Here is a 20,064-nt window from a genome sequence, read left to right as displayed (position 1 = left end):
CGCCTCACCGGCGACCAGGGCTGCCCGTTCAGCGTTTCCACGTGCCAGCGTTTGGCCGCCGGGACGGCGGCGCTACACAGGCGGCCTTCGCGCATCCTGCCAGCAAAACAACACAGCAGAGAAAATTCGGGATGACTCATGTCTACAGAACAGATGATCTTGATGAGGATGTGTTTGCCTTAGAAGATTCTCATAAGGTATGCGCTCGCAGAGTCGCCTTATTCTGTTGCTGCTGCTCTATGTGCTGCTCTGGAAAAGTGTCGCCAACGTGGGAAGAGGCGGTGGGTTCTGTGGCGATAGGGAGAGTGAAGCGAAACGTGCTTCCTCGCCCTGGTTTGCTTTCGGCCCAGATACGCCCACCATGCCCTTCCACAAGATGCCGGGCAATTGCCAGCCCCAGGCCAGTGCCGCCGGGCGTGCCAGGAAGAGGTCCAGCGTTTCCGCGTGTGCGCGCCCGATCAACTTTATAAAATCGCTCAAAGATGCGCGGCAAATCTTCTTCGCTGATGCCGATGCCGGTATCCCGTACCCAGACGGTAAGGGATTGCTCACCCTCGGTTGGATCTGCCGCGAGGGTGATTGTGCCGCTTTCGGGGGTGAACTTCAAGGCGTTATGAAGGAGATTAAGCAAGACCTGCTCGATGCGCTCCCCATCCGCCAGCGCCAGTGGAAGGGTCGCTGCTGGTGGTTCCGGCTGGCTGTCCCAGGCCAACTGGAGCTTGACGCCTTGCAGCGCCGCCAGGTTTTCTACCCGCGCTGCCGATTTCTTGATGAGTTCGCGTATGTCGGTTGGTTCCAGCCGGAGTGGCAGATGTCCTGACTCGATGCGTGAGAGTTCGAGCAGTTCGTTGACCATCCGGGTGAGCGCGTCAATTTCCACTTCGATGCGTTGGGCAAAAGTACGCGCGGCTTCCGGGTCACGATCCAGTATGTCCTGAAGGGTTTCAGCCAGCAGCTTAACCGAGGCAAGCGGTGTGCGTAGCTCATGAGACACGTTGGCGACAAAGTCACGGCGCACCGTCTCTAGCTGTTGAAGACGAGTCAGGTCTTCGATAGTGAGTACCAAATGGCTGGGCAGGCCGTCCGGCACTGCCTGGCGCAGTAGAGCAGGCGGGCCATATCTCGTTTCTTGCTCAGCAAATATGCCCCCAACGGAGCTAAGCCGGAGGGGTGTGATGACGATGCGCCAGGTTTCGCCAAGGGCGGTGTTATGTACGATTCGCTCCTGGCCCTTGCCGGTTTTGGCGCTTTCCATCAACATCATAGTGGTTTCGTGGTCTTGAATTACTGTTGCTACGACACGTCCAACCACCCGATGATGTGGCAGATGGGCCAGCTCTGTCGCCGCCTGGTTTGCCTGAAGGATCACTCGGTCGCGGTTGACGACAAAGACCGGGCGTGGCACAGCATCTAACATGCCTGAGAAGAGACGTTCTAGCGCCAGCATTTCCGTTTCAATTTGCGACTGGCGGCGCTGCGCGCGCTGCTGGGCTTCTCTGGCCCCGTCACGCTCGCCAAACGCGCGCCGGATCAACAAAAGCCAGCTAAACGATGCAACCAGTATTCCAGCCAGCGCCCCAAGTAACACATCCAGCAGCATTCTGGCCTCTTGTGTTCTGTACTCTGCTCTGTCTTTCGATACGAACACATTCTAGAGTTGGCCTGTCGGGTGTGTCAAGGGCAGACGCTTTTTTACTCTGGCTGGCCCTGCATGCTTACGGCCCCGGCCTCCGGTAGTGTGGCAGGTCCCTCTTCTGTCTGGGCAGGCAGGCGCAGAAAGAAGATCGAGCCTTCTCCCGGTATCCCGGTACTTACGACTCCGACTGTCCCGCCCATCGCTTGAGCGAATACCCGACAGAGATAGAGTCCTAAACCGTTGCCATGCACGCTGCTGGCGATGTCGCGGGGCAGGCGTACAAAGCGTCTAAAAAGCAGTTCTCGCTGCTCTGGAGGGATGCCCAGGCCCTGGTCCTGCACCGCGATTTCCACCATCTGCCCAGGCGCTCGGCTGGCGCTTACCCGGCTGAGGAAGCGCGCGCTTTTATCGGGGATGAGCCGCGCTCCGATGATGATCGGCGTCTCTGGTGAGGAATACTTGATTGCATTTGAGATCAAATTGGTGATGATCTGCTGCACCCGAACAGGGTCGCCCCAAACAGCAAGGTCTGCGGGAATGTAGAGTTGCACATGCCGCCCGGTACGATCAGCCTCAAGCGGGTCAACAAGTGTGAGGGCCGCCTGAGCCACTTCTCGGACATTCACCGCTTCGGGTGTATAGTCGCCAGCTTCCTCTTCGATGCGGCGAGTATCGAGGATACTTTTCACCAGATGTACCAGATTTGCGCACGCCCCTTGCGCTCGTTCCAGCATATCCAGCCGCTTGGCTGGTGTCGCCTGCGCTTCTGGATCGGCCAGCAGTTCAATATAGCCCTGCATAGTCATCAGCGGAGTGCGCAGTTCATGATTGACACTGGTGATAAATTGATCTTTTAACGAATCAAGCTGCGCCGCCCGTTCATTGGCGCTGAGCGCATTGAGGAGGTCGCGCGTCGTCAGTAACTGCCGGGTAATGATGAGCAGCACTACCAGTCCGGTGAGGATGAGCAGTGGGACGACAGCGCCCTGTCGGTCTGGCCGGGCCTGAATTGCGATCAGGAGTCCAAATAAGAGCAGGACCGGGGCGACGAGCAAGAACAACTGGCTCGGCGCGGAACTCGCCCGAAGCCGGGGTGTTCGCGTGGTCAGCCCCTCTCCCCAGGCCCACTGGGGACGCGGCTGACGGCTGCGCAGCAGCGAGAGCGGCGCCAGGCTCAAGGCAAGGACACCGGCGACCCAGAAAGGGTCTACAAAGAATGTCCCAGGCGCATAGGCGGGACCAACATGCAAATCAGGCAGGGAGAGATAATTGTAGGCGGTATCGGCAGACATCAGACAGAGGAAGCCGCCCATCAGCCAGAAGAGTACAGGCCGATAGCTGCTCTGGACCCCGCGCGCCAGCAGGACAATCAAGACCAGCAGCAGCGTGAAATCTACAACCGGATAGCCGATAAACACAACGCCAACAGCAGCGCCGCTGTGGTAGCGTGGGGCAATCAAGAAGACCAGCGCCAGCCCAAAGAGCGCCCCCAGTACAATGCCCACATCGAGAATAACTCGGACCTGCTTCGCTGCCGAAATGCGCAGCAGGGGGAAGAGAAGAACGCCAACCAATGTAAAAGGGGCAAGCTGTAATAAGAAAACGTCGGCCAGGGAGGCTGAGGCGGGCGAGGCGTTTTGGAACGAGAGAACCATGATGATATTCCCAGCCGCGTAACTCACTTGCCCAAGGGCGAGGAATATCCAGGCCCATTTCGTGCGCCCGCGCGGGGTGCGCGCGGCCAGCCAGAGGGTGCAACCCAGGCAAAAAAGGATGCTGAGGAGCCGGGTAAGTCCGCTGATAGTGCGCCGAACATCTGGCGATGTAAGCGCCAGCACGAGCGCCACCAAGGCTACCAGCACGAGAAAGAGGATGGGAAGCCTCCAGACCCGCCTCCCCTGTTCCGGTTGCCGGGTGTCTTCTGGCGCTATCCTCGCGGTTGGTGGTGAAGCATGGTTGAACGATACTGAGGACTGCATGGGATATACCCTCCTGGCACAACGGAGCAGCGGGAGAACCCACCTGTGATAACCAGCGATGAACAGCAACGATGGGCTTGGGCTACCCTCATCGCGTGCGCTGGTCAGCAGCTATTGTAGCGCCTATTATACCGCACAACCAGACAAGACACAGCCCCCTGAACTGCTTTAACATGCGGCCCACAGCGATCCAGGGGATGGCATGCTGTGGCGTCGTATCTAAGGATCGCTGCAATCTCGATGAGCGCAATCGGGGAGAGGCTGCTACCCAAAAGGCTAGGGGCTGCTCTGGCGTTTTGGGCGATGCGCTTTCCCGACAACATGCTATGTTTCTCTATGAGAGGAGCAGAAAAAGCGCCTGCTCTTCAGAAAAACCATGATAGGTACGTCCATCTAAGCACAGAGAATGAAGAGGCGCCATATGAGTAAGTTTCTGGAAGCGGAACTGGAGTATTTGAAGACGCAGCGTCTGGGCAGGCTTGCCACTGTGAATGCGCGTGGCGCCCCTCAGATCGCGCCGGTGGGGTTCCGCTATAATGAGGAGTTGGATACCATTGACATTGGCGGGCTGAATATCAGCGAGACTCAGAAGTTTCGCAATGTGGCGCGTAATGGCCTCGCCGCGTTTGTGGTTGATGATGTCTTGCCCCCCTGGCAGCCGCGTGGTATTGAGATTCGCGGGCATGCGGAGGCGCTGACCGAAGGTGGGCAAGCGATTTTACCCCACTTCAGCCCGGAATTGATCCGCCTGACTCCCAGGCGTATTATCTCCTGGGATGCGACGACGAAGCGTCGTTCGGCCCGCGACATCGCATAAGCGACAGGCGCGCAAGGAGAAAGAGGCAGGGCGGAGGGCGCTATGCCCTCCGCCCTGGCGATACCATGCTATTGTGGCGTGTGCGCGCCGATGAACGTCAATATCTGCTGCCAGGCGTCGGCTGATTCGCTGGCATAGTCGGCAGAGCGGCGATCAAAGAAGCTGTGCGGTGCGTTCGGGTAGATGATGATGGTGTGTTCGAAGCCTGTCGCGTCCAGTCGCTTGTCAAACTCCTCGACGTTGCTGACCGGGATGCCCTGGTCGGCTCCGCCAAAGAGGCCCAGCGCGGGGTAGGTGACTTCCCCGGCGCGGTCCAGAATGGTGCCTTTGCCGCCGAAGTCTCTGCTCATGCCAGCATAAAAGCCAATCACCCCGGCAAAGCCCAACGCTTTGTCCATGCCAGTGGTGAATGAGAGGGTACCGCCCATGCAGAAGCCAACGGTAAAGGTAGCCTTGCCCGCCTGGTTGTGCTGGCGCAGCACATCCTGCGCGGCTTTGACATCCTGGGTGAATGACTCGATCTTCATTTGCTGCACATGCGGCATAAACTCGAACGAGTCATCGCGGGAGGTCAGGCCAGCGGTGCGGCCAAAATAATCAATGGCAATGGCGGTGATGCCGACCTCGGCAAAGCGCAAAGCCAGTTCTTTATAGAACTGGTGCAGCCCGCGCACATCGGGATAGATGATGATCTGCGCGTGAGATGGTTTGGCGGGATGGCCTACATAGGCGGCAAAGCGATTGCCGTCGGCGGCGGTGAGGACGATCTCCTCACCATGCGCGGGGCCAGCTTCTCCCGGTGGCAGGGGTGGACGGGCGTTGTCGTCGTAACACATGGGTGTTCGCTCCTTACTGATTTTTCTGTTCTTAAAAGGCGGCGTTGCCTGGTGTACGCGGAAAGGGAATGACATCGCGGATGTTTTTCATGCCGGTGACAAACATCAGCATGCGCTCGAAGCCCAGCCCAAAGCCGGAATGCGGCGCGGCGCCGAACTTCCGTAATTCTAAATACCACCAGTAGTTCTCTTCATTGAGCTTCATCTCGCGGATGCGGCGCAGCAGCACATCGTAGCGTTCTTCACGCTGGCTGCCGCCGATAATCTCGCCGATGCGCGGAACCAGCACGTCCATAGCGCGCACAGTCTGGCCGTCGTCGTTCTCGCGCATATAAAAGGCTTTGATCTGTTTCGGGTAGTCGGTGACGACGATGGGCTTCTTGAAGGTTTGCTCGGTCAGATAGCGTTCGTGTTCGGTTTGCAGGTCCATGCCCCACTGCGCGGGATATTGGAAGCTTTCGCCCGACTGTTCCAGCAGCTTGACGGCTTCGGTATAGGAGATATGCTCGAAAGGCGTCTCCAGCACATGCGTCAGCGCGTCAAGCAGCCCTGGCTCGATGCGCTGATTGAAGAAGGCCAGGTCGTCAGGGCATTGCTCCATGATGGAGCGAATCTGGTATTTGATGAAGTCTTCGGCCAGCCGCCGATTATCGTCCAGATCATAGAAGGCCATCTCCGGCTCGATCATCCAGAACTCGGCGGCATGGCGCGGCGTGTTGGAGTCTTCGGCGCGGAAGGTGGGGGCGAAGGTGTAGACCTGGCTGAAGGCCAGGGCCATAATCTCGGCTTCAAGCTGGCCGCTGACGGTCAGGTAGGTGGGGCTGCCGAAGAAGTCTTGCGTATAGTCGGGCTTGCCGTCTGAGTCGCGCGGCAGGTTCAGCAGGTCGAGGGTGGTCACGCCAAACATCGCTCCCGCGCCCTCGGCGTCGGAGGCAGTGATGACCGGCGCTTGAATATAGAGGAAGCCGCGTTCCTGAAAGAAGCGGTGGATAGCAAAGGCCAGCGCATTGCGCACGCGAAAGACCGCGCCAAAGGTGTTGGTGCGAGGTCGCAGGTGAGCGATCTCGCGCAGAAACTCCAGCGAATGCCCCTTCTTTTGCAGCGGGAAGCTGGCGGGGTCCGCTGTGCCATAGATAAAAATCTCGCGGGCGCGCAGTTCCACCGGCTGACCCGCCGCTGGCGAAGCGACCAGATCGCCGGTGGCGCGGATGCAGCTTCCCGTCGTCAACGCCGCGTCGGTTTCTGGCGGCAGCGCGCCCTGCTCGATGACGATCTGGAGATTCTTGAAGCTGGAGCCGTCGTTGAGTTCGACAAACGAGACGGCTTTGGATTGGCGGCGCGTGCGCACCCAGCCGTTGACGATGATCTGCCGTCCGGCGGGCTGGCTCAGTGTTTCGCGTATAGAGAGACTATCTATCTGCATACTGCATTCATCCTTCAGAAGTATAATACGGCGCTGGGGTTACAGGAGATGGGCTGCTTTTTCAGAGAAGATCAGTCCAGACGTGTTCTATTATAACGCCGCGAATGGAAACGCTCAGAGTGGGTACTGTTCTACGCGGTCAGGGTAAATGATGATGAGATGGCCCCAGAATCGCTCGCTGTATTCGCTGATCACCTGCATGACGCGCTCGGTTTCCGCCTCACCGCGCATGCGTGCCAGGCGCACTAAGACCACTCCCAACGATGGCAGCTTTTCTTGTAAAGTGTGATAGCGAAAGTCTTTATCAAAGGTAAGTACCACCGCCTGTTGCTCTAAGGCGGTGCGTAAGATAGTGCGATCCGAGAATCTTCGGCCTACCTCGATTATAGAGATGATCTCATGTCCCGCCGCTTGTAGACGGTTAAGAAGGGGCTTGGGGACGTTGACATCAGCCGCAAACCTCATGAGGCCACACGCTGGTCTCGAGTTGCTTCATGGACTACCTCAGCGGCGTACTCAAGGGCGGCATATATCTCTTCACGGGTAAGGAAGGGATAATCGTCTAGCATCTCTTCGACAGAGTGACCTCCAGCCAACCGCTCAAGAATAAGTTCTACACTCATACGTGTTCCCTTGATAACAGGTTTTCCTGAGAGAATCTCTGGATCGCGCTCGATCAATGGATGTTCTACCATCTGCTGCTCCTTTCTTGTTTTCCCTTCTTAATCCTATCATATTTGAGTGAAAGGGGCGGGACGGCTCGCCAGCAGCCGCCCCTAATCCACGGCGCGGATGGCTGGATGCAGCAGACCGAACGGCACGAACTCTTGCAGCCCTGCTCAGGAAGATCAAGCAGCCCGGTTCAGGGAAATCAAGCTCTTAGCGCGCCTTGTGATGGCGGGGGCGCTTCTGCTGGTCCCTGGACTGGCGTCTATGTCTGGCGCTGGCGGCTCCGGCCAGCGTGCCGATGATGGCGGCGCCGATCAAGGCCAGCAGCGCCCAGAATGCCGGACCGTTGGTCTGGATCAGGCCAATGACGATCAGTGCCACGCAGGTAATCGCGCCGCCGACCAACAACATGCCGCCATAGAAGCCCAGGCTTTTCCAGGGGGAGCGTAGTCGCCCCTGGCCTGTTAGATAATAGTAGGGGTCGTGTGGCGTATAGGGCTGGCCGACCCACTGTGTCGGGTCGGCGGGGTCAGGATGTCGGCTGCGCTTGCTCATACCTATCAACCTTCCTTCGGCCATATCGCTCTGCTCGCGCCGCTGCTGAGCGCATGCCTCACCTCTCTATACGCGCCATACGCGGTTCTTGTTGTGGCTGGGGCGCTCATCTGGCTGCTATAGTTTTGGCAGGAGAGTCAGGAGTGATCTGGAAGAGGAATTAGAACGATGTTAGAGCAAACCGCGCCACGCTCGCCATCCTGGCGTGAAACGACTATCACAACCAATGGCATCCGACTGCACGCGGCGATAAAAGGCGAGCGCGGGCCATTGGTGGTCTTGCTGCATGGCTTCCCGGAGTGCTGGTATTCCTGGCGGCAGTATCTGCATCCGCTGGCCGAAGCGGGCTTTCGCGCCGCTGCGCCCGATATGCGCGGCTATAATCTGAGCGACAAGCCAGAGGGCGTGCTGAACTACCAACTTCCAATACTGACCTCTGATGTGATGGGGTTGATTCAAGCGTTGGGCGAGCAAAAGGCCATCATCGTTGGACACGATTGGGGCGGTGTCGTCGCGTGGCGTTTTGCGATGGAATATCCAGAGGCCGTTGAGAAGCTGGTGATCTGCAACGCGCCGCATCCGGCCAGAATGCAGGCGGAACTGCGCCACGTTCGCCAACTGCGCAAAAGCTGGTATGTCTTTTTCTTCCAACTTCCCTGGCTGCCGGAGGCGCTGCTAGGCCGCAATCTCGCGCTCTTTCTGGAGCGCGGCATGCGCGGCAGCGCGGTGCGCAAGAGCGCGATCAGCGATGATGATTTGCGCGTCTACGCCGAGGCGCTCAGCCAGCCGGGCGCGCTGCGTGCGGCAATCAACTATTATCGCGCGGTAGTTCGCTGGGGCATCTATCTGCCGAACCTGCCCATTACTGCGCCGACGCTGCTGATCTGGGGCGAAGAAGATATTGCGCTGGGCAAGCAACTGGTGGTGGGTACAGAGCGATATGTACGCAACCTGCGGGTTCATGCTATCCCGAACTGCGGGCATTGGGTGCAGCAGGAGGCTGCTGATGAGGTCAAGCAAGTGCTGCTGGATTTTCTGCGCCAGGATGGCGGCTGATCCCGCAGCCGCGTGCAGCGCGCCGCCCCTTGCGGCGAACCGCTGGCCGCCTGGAAGGCGGCGCTACAAGCAAAGTGCGCCTGTTATTTGTGGGCCGCGCGGCGCTGGCGCAGGTCGTCCCAATAGCGTTCCCAGTGACTGCTGACCTCTGCTTCGCTCTGGCCCAGGTCATACGCGGGCGAGATTAAGGGGAGGGCGCGCGCGACCTTCACCAGCACGATATGCTGGATCGGGCTGGCTGTGCCGCGCTGGCGATAAAAAGCCACCATCTCGTCAAATTGCGGCCCGTCGGCCAGGATGGTTGCTGTACCCTTGAAGCGGTAGCCCTTGCGCAGCGTGGTATCAACGACGTTGATTTCCAGCACCGGATTCTGCCGCAGGTTGGCGACGGTGTTGGGCGAGCAGATGTCGGCAAAGATCAGGTGGTCATCGTCCCAGACGGTGGTGGTACCCTTGGGCGAGAGGTTGGGCGTGCCATCGGGGCAGACGGTGGCGATATAGCCCAGCCGCTGCTCGTTGACCACCCGCTGCATGTCTTCGGTCAGGATGCCCATAGTGGCCTATCCTCTCGGTTTGCGCTAAAAGTAGCCTTGCAGGAGTCTATCAACCCATTCAGGCGTGCGCGCGTTGTCCACGCGATCAAAGATCGGGAAATAAGGCTTAAGGTCCAGCACAGGTGTGTCATTGATGGCATCCAGCCCTTTGACTTTGAGTATATTGCCTGTTACTTCCACGAATTGGACGGCAGTGATGCCGATGGGGTTCGGGTGCAGCTTGGGGCGCTGGGCAAAGATGCCCAGCGATGGCATGTCGTCGCGCCCACGCGGACGCCTGACAAGATCGCGGGCAAGGTCGAAGTGCGCCTGGTGCATATAAAAAATGACCATGACGTGCGAGAACTGTTCCAGCCCTTGCAGGCCCGGAGCAAACGCTTCATTTAGCACGATTTCGCTGACGACTTCGCCCCAGTTCTCAACGACCTCTTCGCTGATGGGTGATTTGACGATTCCGATAGGCTGAAGTTGAAATGGGCCTCCTTGTTGCATCTCTTCACGGGTAAGATGCAGCGCTTCTTCAATAATGCTCAGCCGTTCTGTAGCTGGGAGCCTCTTCAGTTCTTCTAAGATTTCTGCTGGTGTCATGTATCCTCCTGAGTATATGCAGTAGCTGCCGTGTCTCTACCATCCCTGCAAGGCTGATCGGCGGCCAGCATCGCGCCAGCGGCTGCGCTCGCCGTCTTGCGCGCCTGCCGGATGGATGCGGCGGCGCGCGGCTGCGCCCGCGTCCTGGTCCACCAGCGCGGCGGCCAGCGCGGCGACGGCTTGCGGGCTGAGCGCGCCTTCTGTCTCTGGCACATCTTGCGCGGCTTTTTCGCCCGATTCCCCCCAGGTTTCGGCGACCCAGCCGGTAGAAAGATCGCCTGCCAGGAAACGCGGATGCTCGATAGCAAACTGGTGAAATGGGATGGTCGTGCTGACGCCCGCGATGGTATATTCTTCCAGGGCGCGGCGCAGGCGGGCGATAGCCTCAAGGCGGTCTTCGCCCCAGGTAATCAGCTTGGCGAGCAGGGAATCATAGAAGAGCGGTACATCCATTCCGGCATAGGCTCCGCTGTCCACGCGCACGCCTGGGCCGCCCGGTTCCTGGTACGCGGCAATCGTGCCGCCGCGCGGCAGAAAGCGGTTGTAGGGGTTTTCAGCGGTGATGCGGCATTCGATGGCGTGGCCTCGGAAGCGCACCTGCTCCTGGGTGAAGGAGAGCGGCAGCCCGGCGGCGACGCGAAGCTGCTCTTTGACGAGATCAAGACCGGTGCGCCATTCGGTGACGGGATGCTCCACCTGGAGGCGCGTATTGACCTCCAGAAAATAGAACTGGCGATCAGGGCCGAGCAGGAACTCGCAGGTGCCTGCGTTCGTATAGCCAATCGCCCTGGCGACTTTGATGGCCGCTTCGGCAAAACTGGCCCGTAGTTCGTCGCCCAGCGCAACGGAGGGCGATTCCTCAATCAACTTCTGGCGGCGGCGCTGCACCGAGCATTCGCGCTCGCCTAGATGCACGACGCTGCCGTGTGTGTCGCCGATAATCTGTACCTCGATATGCCGGGCGGGCGTGATAGCCTTTTCCATGTAGACTTCGCTGTCGCCAAAGGCGCTGGCGGCCTCGCTGCGCGCCGCCCGCAGGGAGGCTTCGATCTCTTCGGGCCGCTGGACGACGCGCTGGCCCATGCCGCCGCCGCCCGCCGCTGCCTTGAGCATGACGGGATAGCCCAGCGTTTCGGCCAGCCGCGCCGCCTCTCTGGCGTCTTCCAGGCCAGCCGTCGCGCCGGGGACGATAGGCACGCCCACTTTCTGAGCCACGCGCCGGGCGGAGGTTTTTTCGCCTACGGCGCGCATGGCGTCTCCCGTTGGGCCAACGAAGATCAGCCCGGCCTCGGCGCAGGCGTCGGCAAAAGCGGCGTTTTCCGCCAGAAAACCGTACCCCGGATGGATGGCTTTCGCGCCCGATAGGCGCGCCACTTCCAGCAGTGTGGGGATGTTCAGATAGCTTTCGCGGGCGGGCGCTGGCCCGATATGATAGGCTGCGTCGGCCAGGCGCACATGGCGGGCGGCGCGGTCTGCGTCGGAATAGACGGCCACGCTCTTCAGCCCCAACTCGCGGCAGGCGCGAATGATGCGCACAGCGATTTCGCCCCGGTTCACAATCAAAACGCTCTCGAAAGGCCATTGGCCCGGCATAGACATTGCCTCTTCTTTCCCCATCTCTGTGTTACTAAGCGGAGTATATCATCTTAGGGGTGATCTTGCGGCGGTATTCTGGTGGGCTGCCGGGGGCCGTCGTAGATCATCGCCTTTTTTTGTGTCTCTTTCACCCCTCCCTTCCCGCAGCTTGTAACTGGCATACAGCTATGCCATAATAGCGCACACATCCAACGTTTTCTATCTATGCTGGCCGAGTTGTTAGAGCCTGGCTCGGCCTGAGCAGCTAGAATTGGGGTTAAGAGACGACACGGGGAGGACTCCGATGGAGTACCTGAACTTTGACCTCGAAGTTGGGCCAGGCCATGCAGGCAGCTATCCGATAGCGGTTCGCTCGCCCGCAGGCGAGGCGCAGATCACCATGCGCTTTCCCTTTGATGGGCCAGCACTGGAAAGCCGCCTCAAGGATTTGCGCATTGCCCTCTTGCGTTCTGGTGGCGTGCCGCGTCGCTCCCTCTCGCCAGAAATGAGCGCGGTGCAGGACTTCGGCCAGCGCCTGTTTGACGCGCTCATCACCGAGGAGGTACGCAGCCGCTATGATGTGAGCCGCCAGCACGCAGAACACCAACAGTTTGCCAGGAAGCAGGAGACTGGCCTGCGCCTGCGGCTGCACCTTCAGTCGCCAGAGCTGGCGGTGGTGCCCTGGGAGTACCTCTACGATGCCCGCCAGGGAGAGTATGTCTGCCTCTCGCGCCACACTCCACTGGTGCGCTATCTGAATCTGCCCCAGGTGCTCCAGCCTCTCAAGGTCGAGCCGCCTCTGCGTATTCTGGGGATGATTGCCAGCCCCAGCGATCTGGAGCCGCTGAATATCCAGCATGAAAAAGACCGGATGCGCGAAGCGTTGAAAGACTTGGAGGCTGTGAAGCTGGTCGAGTTAAAATGGCTGCGCGGACAGACCTGGCAAGACCTACAGAAAGCGATGTGGGGTGGCCCCTGGCATATCTTTCATTTCATTGGGCATGGTGGGTTTAATCCCGATACCAATGAGGGTGTGCTGGCGCTGGCAGATGAACACGGCAAGACGCATCTGCTCAACGCGACGGAATTGGGCCGCCTGCTGGCCGATCATACGAGCCTGCGGCTGGCGCTGCTGAATGCTTGCGAAGGCGCGAAGGGCAGTGAACTCGACCTGTTTTCCAGCACGGCGGCGACACTGGCGCGGCGCGGCGTTCCGGCTGTGCTGGCGATGCAATATGACATCACCGACCACGCTGCGATTCAATGTGGGCGCACCTTCTACAGCGCCCTGGCCGCCGCGATGCCAGTAGACGGAGCGGTTGCCGAAGCGCGCAAGGCGATCAGCATGCAGGTGACGAACAGCCTGGAATGGGGCACGCCTGTCCTCTATCTGCGGACGCAGAGCAGCACACTCTTTGATTTGCCGCCACAGCGAGCAGACCCACCCACATTGACCATTGGTTCACCCATCATTCACCCGCCGCTGCCTCCTGCCTATCTCCCGATGCTGCTCGTCCTCTCGATTGCCCAGAGTGCGCCACCGCTGCGGGCGCAGGTGCGGGCCGAGGGCACGACCATCGGGCGCGAGGAGGGCAATGATCTGGTCGTTCCAGACGATACCGTCTCCAAGCGTCACCTGCGGCTTGCCTGGCACGAGAGTGCCTGGCAGGTGATACGCCTGCCTCAAACGGGGCCGCTCTATGTGAATGGACGCCAGCAGGACCAGACAAACTTACATCCCGGTGATCAACTGGTCATTGGGGGGATGGTCTTGCGTTTCGAGCGCGCTGATGCGCAGTGGCGCGTTACCAACCTGGGGTCTGAGCAAGCCCCGCTGCTGCTAACGCCTGAACCTGTGCCGCACCTGACAGTGGACTGGCCGGGCGGGCGCTTTGTAGCCCCGCTGCGCGAAGGGAGTATCACGGTAGGCCGCATGCCGGACAGGGGCCTGGTCGTTCCTGTCTTACCAGTCTCCAAGGAGCATGCTCTGCTCTATCGCGCCAGCGATGGCAGCTATATTATCCAGGATATGGGTTCGACGAATGGCCTCACCCTCCAGGGAACGCGCATCCAGCAGCATCGCCTCCAGCATGGAGATCGCCTCGTCATTGGCTCACAGGATCAAGGCCAGTTTGTCATCCTGGCTTACGCGACTCCTCGTCGGTAAAAGAGCGCAAGTGCTTGCGAAAAAGGTGGGGAAGACGCGTTCTTTCATCAGAACGATATGCGCAGGCAGGAAGATGCTCCGCCCGATCTGCTTGCGAGAAAGAGAGACGGGATCATGATGCTTTCCAATCCTGAAGATCTCGTTGGCCGTATCATTGGTGGCTACCGGCTGGACGGCAAGCTTGGCGCTGGCGCGACAGGCGTGGTTTTTTCTGGGCGGTCTGTTGCCGCGCCGCAGGAGCGGGTGGCGATCAAGCTGCTCGTTGTCCCGTTCAATGCCTCGGCGGCAGACCGCGCGCAATTTGAGAAACGCTTTCGCCGAGAGGCCGAGACGTTGCAACGCCTGCGCCATCCGCGCATCCTTTCGCTGCTGGCCTTTGGCGAAGAGGCTGGATTTTTTTATATGGTCCTGCCTTATCTGGCGGGTGGGACGTTGGCGACCAGACTAACCGCTCAGCGCGGGCCGCTCCCCTTGAATGAGGTCGCTCGGTATCTGAGCGAGGTGTCCTCCGCGCTGGACTACGCGCACGGGCTGGGGGTAGTGCATCGGGACATCAAGCCGGGCAATATTCTGCTTGACGCGCAAGGCCAGCCCTATCTGGCTGATTTCAGCATCGCGCGCCTGCTGGGCCAATCGCGCACCAACCTGACACAGCCCGGCCAGGTGCTGGGGACGCTAGAGTATCTGTCGCCAGAGCAGGCCGGTGGGGAAGAGGCGACCTCGGCGAGTGACATCTATAGCCTGGGAGTGGTGGTCTATGAACTGGTAACGGGGCGCGTTCCCTTTCAGAGGAAGTCCTTTGACGAATTGTTCAAGAAGCATGCCCAGGAACCGCCCCCGCCGCCGCGAACCATCCGGCCAGAGCTGCCGGAAGCCGCCGAGGCTGTGATAGTCATGGCGCTGGCAAAGCGCCCCGAAGATCGTTTCGCCAGCGCGGGAGCCTTCGCCCAGGCGTTCGCACTGGGGCTGCAAGGGCAATGGCCGCCTGGAGTCCAGCGGCCCACAGCCCCTGAGACTCTGCCATTTACCCCGCCGCGCACGATCAATGTACCGCCTCGGCCTGTTCAGGCTCCAACGCTGCCAGGCGCATTGTCCGCGTCGGGCACGCACCCTCAGCAGGGAGGAGGGCAGCGTCGGCGTATGGCCCTCCTGTTATCGGCCATGCTGGCAGTGCTGCTCGTCGTGGGCGCAGGAGTTGGGGTCTATGTTATTGTGCAATCTCAGCCAGGGACACAGATCACATCAACCCCTGGACCGACACCATCTTCCACTTCGACTACCATCGGCCCAACAGCCACGCCCACGCCCAACGCCACTGCTACCGCCGTCGCCACCCTCCTTGGCAGATACGATACGATTACCAGGGAAACTCCTTCATTCTTTGATCCGTTGAACAATCCTGCTACGAGTGCCTGGGGGCAAGGTACCTCTGCTCAGGCAAGATGTAAGATTGAAAACGGGGGTTTTCATTTCACCACGACAGGACCAGGCATTCTCTGGAATTGTTTCGATCACTCAGGATCGAAGTTTGCTAATTTTGTGTATCGCGTGCGACTCGTGATTTCCCGAAGTGGCGGCGGCATCAGCTTTCGGGCTAATTCACAAGTGGAGTACAGGTTCCATATTACTCAGGATGGTGAGTATTGCGTTAACATTGGCAAAACGAACACCTGCGTGATGAATAGTCAATACGTCAATACCGGCGTCAACCGCGTCAACACCATAGCAGTGTTAGCTGATGGAATGGAGCTGTCTTTTTTCATCAACGATCAATACATAACAACTGTCCTGGACGATGCCTCAAGTAATGGCATCATTGGCGTGACTGCTGACGCCAGCTCTAGCCAGCAAGCCGATGTTGTCTTTAATGATGCAGCGGTATGGACACTCTAAATATGCGTGGTCGTTCCACGAGCGCGAGGCCGATACAACTCGGTCGCGCGCGGCGTCTCAAAACGAACCATGTTTGGAAGTCCTGAACAACTGGTTGGGCGGGAAATTGGCGGCTATCACCTGGAGCGCATGCTGGGTCTGCTGGTGGGTGCAGCCGCGCCCTAGGACATGCCACCGCCAGCGTCGACTCCCACAGTTCCCGCTGGCTGATGCCTGATGGTGGGCATTTCAGGCGCATCGCCCCTCTCTGCACTCAACTGGAGTGCTGGCAAGCGAGGGGCAGGCGCTGACCCTGCTCCAGCAGGGTCAGCGCGATTGAACCGCCAGGAAGCCTCTCCTGGGGCGTCTTTCCCTGCCCCTTTTTTGCGCTGGAGTGTTCGCCACACCCTGCCCCGCCGGGCGCCGCCAGGGACGGCGGCGGTACAGGCGGCTGTCCACCCCGCCCACGCCGCCAGGGACGGCGGCGGTACAGGCGCCTGGCGCTCTCGCTGCATCCCCTTCTTCACGAGGTTGGACCTACGGGGAGTCCAAAGCCCCAATCCAGCAACGCCCTGGCGTCTACGTAGCGTTGATTGTCATCGGTATCATGCAGCAAGGCGCCGATGAGGTGGTGCTGCCCGTTGGTTGCCGCGAAGACCAGGCAGTATCCCGCCTCTTCGGTGTAGCCTGTTTTCACGCCTGTGGCGCCTGGATACGTGCTAAGCAGGCTATTGATGCCATCCCAGATGTAGGCGTGATGGAAATTGGTGGGGAACAGCACATAATGCTGGAGTTGCACCAGTTGGGCAAAGAACGGATTTGCCATCGCGTGCCGCGCCAGGCGCGCCAGATCACCCGCGCTGCTGTATTGATTGGGATCAGGTTTGCCTTGCGCGGTGAGATAGGTGAGGCCGTCTGGATTGACATAGTGCGTTTGAGTCAGGCCAAGCTGCTTCGCATAGCTGTTCATCTTCTGGACAAAGTTGCTGGCGTTTCCGCCAACGGCGTCAGCAATGGCGATGGCGGCGTCATCCCCTGATGGCAGCATCAGCCCATAGAGCAAATCTCTCAGGCTCATCTGATCGCCGACCACCAGACCTGCCGAACTTCCTTTGTACTTATTGACTTCGTTCACTGCATCTTGCTTGATGGTGACGGTCTGGTCGAGCTTGGCGGTTTCAATAGCGAGGATGGCTGTCATGATCTTCGCGGTACTCGCCATAGGAAGCCGCTGCGAGCCGCGCACATCGAGCAGCACCTTGCCGGTATCCGCGTCAATCAGATACGCTGCTCTGGCCTGCACGATAGGCGCTGCGCCTACTGCTTGAAGGCCGAGTGTGGACGATCTGGGCGTGGGTGTCGCCGGGGGGGCAAACGACTTGAAAAAATGGTCTCCTATGGGAGTAAAGGCCAAGATGGGGATCACCAGCACTGCTTCAGCGACCAGGGTAAAGGCCACGCTAAGCAGGAAAATGCGCCTCATCAGCCGTTTGCCTTCTTGCTTCTGTTTCAGATTTTTTCTCATACTTTTCTTCCTTATATTCCTCGATAGCGTATCAAAGGCGCAGAAAACGCTGAGAGCGGGGAGCGCAGTTTCTCCGCCGCTGGCCTACATGTTTGTGAGGAGTGTTCTGAGGGGTGTTCCCCGAACAGAGCCATGTCTTGCAAGAGCAGAATGCTCTAGCAAATTTTGTGCCTACAAATCCTGCTCGTTTTGGCATCGGCAAAGCAGGGCCAGCGCGCATAACTGCCTGCGGCTTGACAATACCTGGACAGTCGTGTACGCTTAGGCTGCATCAAGACTTTCCAGGCCAGGTGATATGCGCGATGCAATCAATGGGAGCCTTATCAGGGCGGCAGTTGGCAGACTATGAGTTGGGTGCGCTGCGGGGTGAAGATGAATTTGGGCTGATGTATGAGGCACGCCATCTCAACCTGGGGCGCTCTTTTGCATTGCGGGTGCTTTCCGACCAGTTCACCTTTGCGCAGGGCTTCGAGGAGAACTTCTGGCGTGTGACCCAGGTGCTATCGGCGCTGGAGCATGCCAACCTGCTCACTCTGGATGACTTTGGCATGGATGGCCCCTATGCCTATCTGGTGACGCCCTTAGTGGAGGGTCTGACGCTGGATGCCTGGCTGCGTCAACGACCAGGGCAGGCGGTTAATCCAGCGCAGGTGCTGCGTTTATTCGGGCAGATGCTTGCAGGGCTGGGCCACGCGCATCAGGTCGGTGTGACCCATCTGGGCCTCACTCCTAGGCATCTGTTGATTCAGCCAAACGGCCATCTGCTCATTGCTAATTTTGGCTTGCCCCACCTCGCCGAGCAGCTTTTGATCGCCTGGAACGGGAGCCGCTCTTTTGGCGATCCGCTGTATCTGGCGCCGGAGCAAATGCCGGGGCGCACGCCGGATGGCGTGGCTGCTGATTTGTACGCGCTGGGCGTCGTTCTCTATCGGCTGCTGACAGGCGCGCTGCCCTTCGAGGGTGCGCCGCAGGCGATCCTGAGTGCAAAGCTGGCGGGGCCGCCTTCGCTGCTGGCGAAGCGCCCTGAACTGCCCGCGCCCCTGGAAACGCTTGTGCAGCGGGCGCTCGCGCCTTCCCCCGCTGATCGCTGGCCCAACGCGGCGGCGCTGAGCGGAGCGTTTTACCAGGCGCTGGGGCAGGCCAACCCGCTTCCGTCGTCCTCGCCGCCCGCTGGCGCGCCAGGGGCGCTGCTGGGGTCTGGTGGGGATGTGTCCCCCGGAAGCGCCTCCGGTTTCTTCAGCGGCGGAGCCTCGGAACGCCGCGAACCTGTGCCGCCTGCCCAGCCTCCCGCCGGGCCGCCAGCCCTCAAAGGGGAACCCTCGGTTGTGGTTGCCTTTAGCAGCGCGGGCAAGGGCAGGGTGGGCCTGCCGCCTCCCCCGCCGGGATGGCGTCCTGAAGGGGCCTGGCCGCAAAGCGAGCCGCTGCGTGCGCCGGGCTTTCTGCGCCGTCTGGGCATTGCCGCGTTCAAGGTGCTGGCGCTGCTGGTGCTGCTGGCCTTGTTAGGCTTTGCCATCTTCTACGGCTATCAGCGTTTGGTCCAGCTGCAACATCAAATAGCAACCCCCACGCCAACGGCGCCATCACCCACGCCGAAGCATCAGCATCGGCAAAGCTTTTCCGCCGAAACCGCTCTCCTTTAGGAGAGGGAGTCTTGCCAGCAGGCTCTCCCAAATCTGAGGTGTTGGCAAGCGAGGCGTGTTACTGGGAGCGCCGCCTCCCTTCGGAGAGGGCCGCTTGCCTCGGCTGGACCTCGGCAGTCTCGCTCCCGTTGGTCGCTCGCGCGTCCCTTCTTGGCGGCCAGCGTTGGCCTGCTGGTCCGCTGGCCTGGAGGGCGCACGCGCGCCCTGGCGCAGCGGTGGCCGCCTGGAAGGCGGCGCTACCAGTGACCCCCGATAATTGGTGGAGTCTTGCCAGCAGGAAGCCTTGACAGCCTCTTGCTCCAGAAGGTATAATACGTGCGCTATGACGCGCAAGCAATGAGTGTGTCAGCAGCCGGAACGCAGGCTTTCCAGAGCAGCAGGAACGGCGCGGCCCAGGCCGGCGTAGCTCAATGGCAGAGCAACGGTTTTGTAAACCGTAGGTTGTCGGTTCGAGTCCGACCGCCGGCTCCGCTGGAACACGAACAGGGGCAGTTACCGAAGTGGCCAAACGGGTCTGACTGTAAATCAGATGGCTCCGCCTTCGGAGGTTCGAATCCTCCACTGCCCACCAGGTCTTCTCTTTTCTCGGCGTTTTCCCTGTGGGGGAGACTCGCTACCGAACCCGCGCCGGAGCCGTTGGGCTGTGCAACGCCAGAGCGGCAGGTTCGGTGGCAAAAGGAAGAGGCGGGCGTCATCTCGATGCACAAAGGCGCGAGCCTTCGCGCAGGTGTGATGGCGTACAGGTAGGTTTCGTAGGCCCGTGTGGCGCAGTGGCAGCGCACAGTCTTGGTAAGACTGGGGTCATGGGTTCAAATCCCATCACGGGCTCCGCAACAGATGGTCCCTCTCGGCTCCTTTTTCCCCCACGATACCGTTCTGCCCAGGGGAGAGTGTGGCCTGTTCGCACCTGGTAGGTCATATTCAGATAGGTTGTGGTGTATCCAGCTTTTGTACTGGATACACGCTGCATCCAGCCTTCAGGCTGGATGAGGGTTGAAACAAACAAACAAACAAGGAGGCATTTTCTCTGTCATGGGGAAGCAGAAGTTTGTGCGGAGCAAGCCGCATGTGAACGTGGGGACGATTGGGCACATTGATCATGGCAAGACGACGCTCACCGCCGCCATCACCAAAGTGCTGGCGCAGGCGAAGCTGGCGAAGTACACCGCCTT

17 protein-coding genes and 3 tRNA genes are annotated in these 20,064 nt (G+C 59.8%); 9 read left to right on the top strand and 11 right to left on the bottom strand.

Annotated elements, in window-relative coordinates; translation table 11 throughout:
- Positions 1 to 190: 190 nt before the first annotated feature.
- Positions 191 to 1,600 (bottom strand): ATP-binding protein, encoded by a 1,410-nt coding sequence (locus VH599_19460; protein ID HEY7350495.1) that lies wholly within the window; start codon positions 1,598 to 1,600, stop codon positions 191 to 193.
- Positions 1,601 to 1,692: 92 nt separating this feature from the next.
- The gene (locus VH599_19455) at positions 1,693 to 3,615 is read right to left on the bottom strand and encodes a HAMP domain-containing sensor histidine kinase (protein ID HEY7350494.1); all 1,923 of its coding nucleotides are present in this window, start codon (positions 3,613 to 3,615) and stop codon (positions 1,693 to 1,695) included.
- A 421-nt stretch (positions 3,616 to 4,036) separates the two neighbouring features.
- Here VH599_19455 and VH599_19450 point away from each other — a divergent pair, with 421 nt between their 5' ends.
- Positions 4,037 to 4,432, top strand: a complete 396-nt coding sequence (locus VH599_19450) for a PPOX class F420-dependent oxidoreductase (protein ID HEY7350493.1) — start codon at positions 4,037 to 4,039, stop codon at positions 4,430 to 4,432.
- 68 nt (positions 4,433 to 4,500) lie between these two features.
- Here VH599_19450 and VH599_19445 read toward each other — a convergent pair whose 3' ends face one another.
- The 5 genes from VH599_19445 to VH599_19425 form a co-directional block, all read right to left on the bottom strand.
- Complete coding sequence (locus tag VH599_19445) at positions 4,501 to 5,268, bottom strand: dienelactone hydrolase family protein (protein HEY7350492.1); 768 nt, start codon at positions 5,266 to 5,268, stop codon at positions 4,501 to 4,503.
- Positions 5,269 to 5,299: 31 nt separating this feature from the next.
- Positions 5,300 to 6,691: an asparagine--tRNA ligase gene (gene asnS / locus VH599_19440; protein HEY7350491.1), complete on the bottom strand. Its 1,392-nt coding sequence runs from the start codon at positions 6,689 to 6,691 to the stop codon at positions 5,300 to 5,302.
- A gap of 114 nt (positions 6,692 to 6,805) precedes the next feature.
- Positions 6,806 to 7,156 (bottom strand): DUF5615 family PIN-like protein, encoded by a 351-nt coding sequence (locus VH599_19435; GenBank protein ID HEY7350490.1) that lies wholly within the window; start codon positions 7,154 to 7,156, stop codon positions 6,806 to 6,808.
- The gene (locus VH599_19430; GenBank protein HEY7350489.1) at positions 7,153 to 7,386 is read right to left on the bottom strand and encodes a DUF433 domain-containing protein; all 234 of its coding nucleotides are present in this window, start codon (positions 7,384 to 7,386) and stop codon (positions 7,153 to 7,155) included. The genes VH599_19435 and VH599_19430 overlap by 4 nt, the downstream gene beginning before the upstream one ends.
- Before the next feature lie 184 nt (positions 7,387 to 7,570).
- A complete protein-coding gene (locus VH599_19425; protein HEY7350488.1) occupies positions 7,571 to 7,915 on the bottom strand; it encodes a hypothetical protein in 345 nt (114 codons plus the stop codon).
- A 168-nt stretch (positions 7,916 to 8,083) separates the two neighbouring features.
- On the opposite strand from VH599_19425, the gene VH599_19420 reads away from it, so the two are divergent.
- Positions 8,084 to 8,971, top strand: coding sequence for an alpha/beta hydrolase (locus tag VH599_19420; GenBank protein ID HEY7350487.1), 888 nt, complete (start codon positions 8,084 to 8,086; stop codon positions 8,969 to 8,971).
- A gap of 83 nt (positions 8,972 to 9,054) precedes the next feature.
- On the opposite strand, the gene VH599_19415 is transcribed toward VH599_19420, so the two are convergent.
- From VH599_19415 to accC, 3 genes are read right to left on the bottom strand one after another with little or no spacing between them, the layout of a single operon-like run.
- Positions 9,055 to 9,525: a pyridoxamine 5'-phosphate oxidase family protein gene (locus VH599_19415; GenBank protein ID HEY7350486.1), complete on the bottom strand. Its 471-nt coding sequence runs from the start codon at positions 9,523 to 9,525 to the stop codon at positions 9,055 to 9,057.
- A 24-nt stretch (positions 9,526 to 9,549) separates the two neighbouring features.
- Entirely contained in the window at positions 9,550 to 10,113 is a 564-nt protein-coding gene (gene tsaA, locus VH599_19410) for a tRNA (N6-threonylcarbamoyladenosine(37)-N6)-methyltransferase TrmO (protein ID HEY7350485.1), read from the bottom strand.
- 36 nt (positions 10,114 to 10,149) lie between these two features.
- Positions 10,150 to 11,712: an acetyl-CoA carboxylase biotin carboxylase subunit gene (gene accC, locus VH599_19405; GenBank protein HEY7350484.1), complete on the bottom strand. Its 1,563-nt coding sequence runs from the start codon at positions 11,710 to 11,712 to the stop codon at positions 10,150 to 10,152.
- 280 nt (positions 11,713 to 11,992) lie between these two features.
- Between accC and VH599_19400 the strand changes: the two genes are divergently transcribed.
- Both VH599_19400 and VH599_19395 read left to right on the top strand, forming a co-directional pair.
- On the top strand, positions 11,993 to 13,855 hold the full coding sequence (locus tag VH599_19400; protein ID HEY7350483.1) for an FHA domain-containing protein: 1,863 nt from the start codon (positions 11,993 to 11,995) through the stop codon (positions 13,853 to 13,855).
- A gap of 114 nt (positions 13,856 to 13,969) precedes the next feature.
- Positions 13,970 to 15,748, top strand: coding sequence for a serine/threonine-protein kinase (locus tag VH599_19395; GenBank protein ID HEY7350482.1), 1,779 nt, complete (start codon positions 13,970 to 13,972; stop codon positions 15,746 to 15,748).
- 502 nt (positions 15,749 to 16,250) lie between these two features.
- Here the strand turns inward: VH599_19395 and VH599_19390 are convergent.
- Positions 16,251 to 17,252 (bottom strand): D-alanyl-D-alanine carboxypeptidase family protein, encoded by a 1,002-nt coding sequence (locus VH599_19390; GenBank protein ID HEY7350481.1) that lies wholly within the window; start codon positions 17,250 to 17,252, stop codon positions 16,251 to 16,253.
- Positions 17,253 to 17,554: 302 nt separating this feature from the next.
- Here VH599_19390 and VH599_19385 point away from each other — a divergent pair, with 302 nt between their 5' ends.
- From VH599_19385 to VH599_19365, 5 genes are all read left to right on the top strand, one after another.
- A complete protein-coding gene (locus VH599_19385; protein ID HEY7350480.1) occupies positions 17,555 to 18,892 on the top strand; it encodes a serine/threonine-protein kinase in 1,338 nt (445 codons plus the stop codon).
- Positions 18,893 to 19,288: 396 nt separating this feature from the next.
- A tRNA-Thr gene (locus tag VH599_19380) sits at positions 19,289 to 19,360 on the top strand.
- 18 nt (positions 19,361 to 19,378) lie between these two features.
- A tRNA-Tyr gene (locus VH599_19375) sits at positions 19,379 to 19,463 on the top strand.
- 185 nt (positions 19,464 to 19,648) lie between these two features.
- Positions 19,649 to 19,720, top strand: a tRNA-Thr gene (locus tag VH599_19370).
- Positions 19,721 to 19,924: 204 nt separating this feature from the next.
- Positions 19,925 to 20,064 (top strand): GTP-binding protein (locus VH599_19365; protein ID HEY7350479.1); only part of this gene is annotated, 140 nt, incomplete at its 3' end.

It is taken from the genome of Ktedonobacterales bacterium, assembly GCA_036557285.1.
In the GTDB taxonomy this organism is placed as follows: Bacteria; Chloroflexota; Ktedonobacteria; order Ktedonobacterales; family DATBGS01; genus DATBHW01.
The sequence above is the reverse complement of the archived record's forward strand: the minus strand, read 5'-3'. Positions and strand labels throughout refer to the sequence as shown.

What these genes read in the sequence shown, in the direction of transcription:
- VH599_19460 (HEY7350495.1), bottom strand. Translation starts at nt 1,600, where the DNA reads ATGCTGCTGGATGTGTTACTTGGGGCGCTGGCTGGAATACTGGTTGCA.
- VH599_19455 (HEY7350494.1), bottom strand. Translation starts at nt 3,615, where the DNA reads ATGCAGTCCTCAGTATCGTTCAACCATGCTTCACCACCAACCGCGAGG.
- VH599_19450 (HEY7350493.1), top strand. Translation starts at nt 4,037, where the DNA reads ATGAGTAAGTTTCTGGAAGCGGAACTGGAGTATTTGAAGACGCAGCGT.
- VH599_19445 (HEY7350492.1), bottom strand. Translation starts at nt 5,268, where the DNA reads ATGTGTTACGACGACAACGCCCGTCCACCCCTGCCACCGGGAGAAGCT.
- asnS (HEY7350491.1), bottom strand. Translation starts at nt 6,691, where the DNA reads ATGCAGATAGATAGTCTCTCTATACGCGAAACACTGAGCCAGCCCGCC.
- VH599_19435 (HEY7350490.1), bottom strand. Translation starts at nt 7,156, where the DNA reads ATGAGGTTTGCGGCTGATGTCAACGTCCCCAAGCCCCTTCTTAACCGT.
- VH599_19430 (HEY7350489.1), bottom strand. Translation starts at nt 7,386, where the DNA reads ATGGTAGAACATCCATTGATCGAGCGCGATCCAGAGATTCTCTCAGGA.
- VH599_19425 (HEY7350488.1), bottom strand. Translation starts at nt 7,915, where the DNA reads ATGAGCAAGCGCAGCCGACATCCTGACCCCGCCGACCCGACACAGTGG.
- VH599_19420 (HEY7350487.1), top strand. Translation starts at nt 8,084, where the DNA reads ATGTTAGAGCAAACCGCGCCACGCTCGCCATCCTGGCGTGAAACGACT.
- VH599_19415 (HEY7350486.1), bottom strand. Translation starts at nt 9,525, where the DNA reads ATGGGCATCCTGACCGAAGACATGCAGCGGGTGGTCAACGAGCAGCGG.
- tsaA (HEY7350485.1), bottom strand. Translation starts at nt 10,113, where the DNA reads ATGACACCAGCAGAAATCTTAGAAGAACTGAAGAGGCTCCCAGCTACA.
- accC (HEY7350484.1), bottom strand. Translation starts at nt 11,712, where the DNA reads ATGTCTATGCCGGGCCAATGGCCTTTCGAGAGCGTTTTGATTGTGAAC.
- VH599_19400 (HEY7350483.1), top strand. Translation starts at nt 11,993, where the DNA reads ATGGAGTACCTGAACTTTGACCTCGAAGTTGGGCCAGGCCATGCAGGC.
- VH599_19395 (HEY7350482.1), top strand. Translation starts at nt 13,970, where the DNA reads ATGATGCTTTCCAATCCTGAAGATCTCGTTGGCCGTATCATTGGTGGC.
- VH599_19390 (HEY7350481.1), bottom strand. Translation starts at nt 17,252, where the DNA reads ATGAGAAAAAATCTGAAACAGAAGCAAGAAGGCAAACGGCTGATGAGG.
- VH599_19385 (HEY7350480.1), top strand. Translation starts at nt 17,555, where the DNA reads ATGCAATCAATGGGAGCCTTATCAGGGCGGCAGTTGGCAGACTATGAG.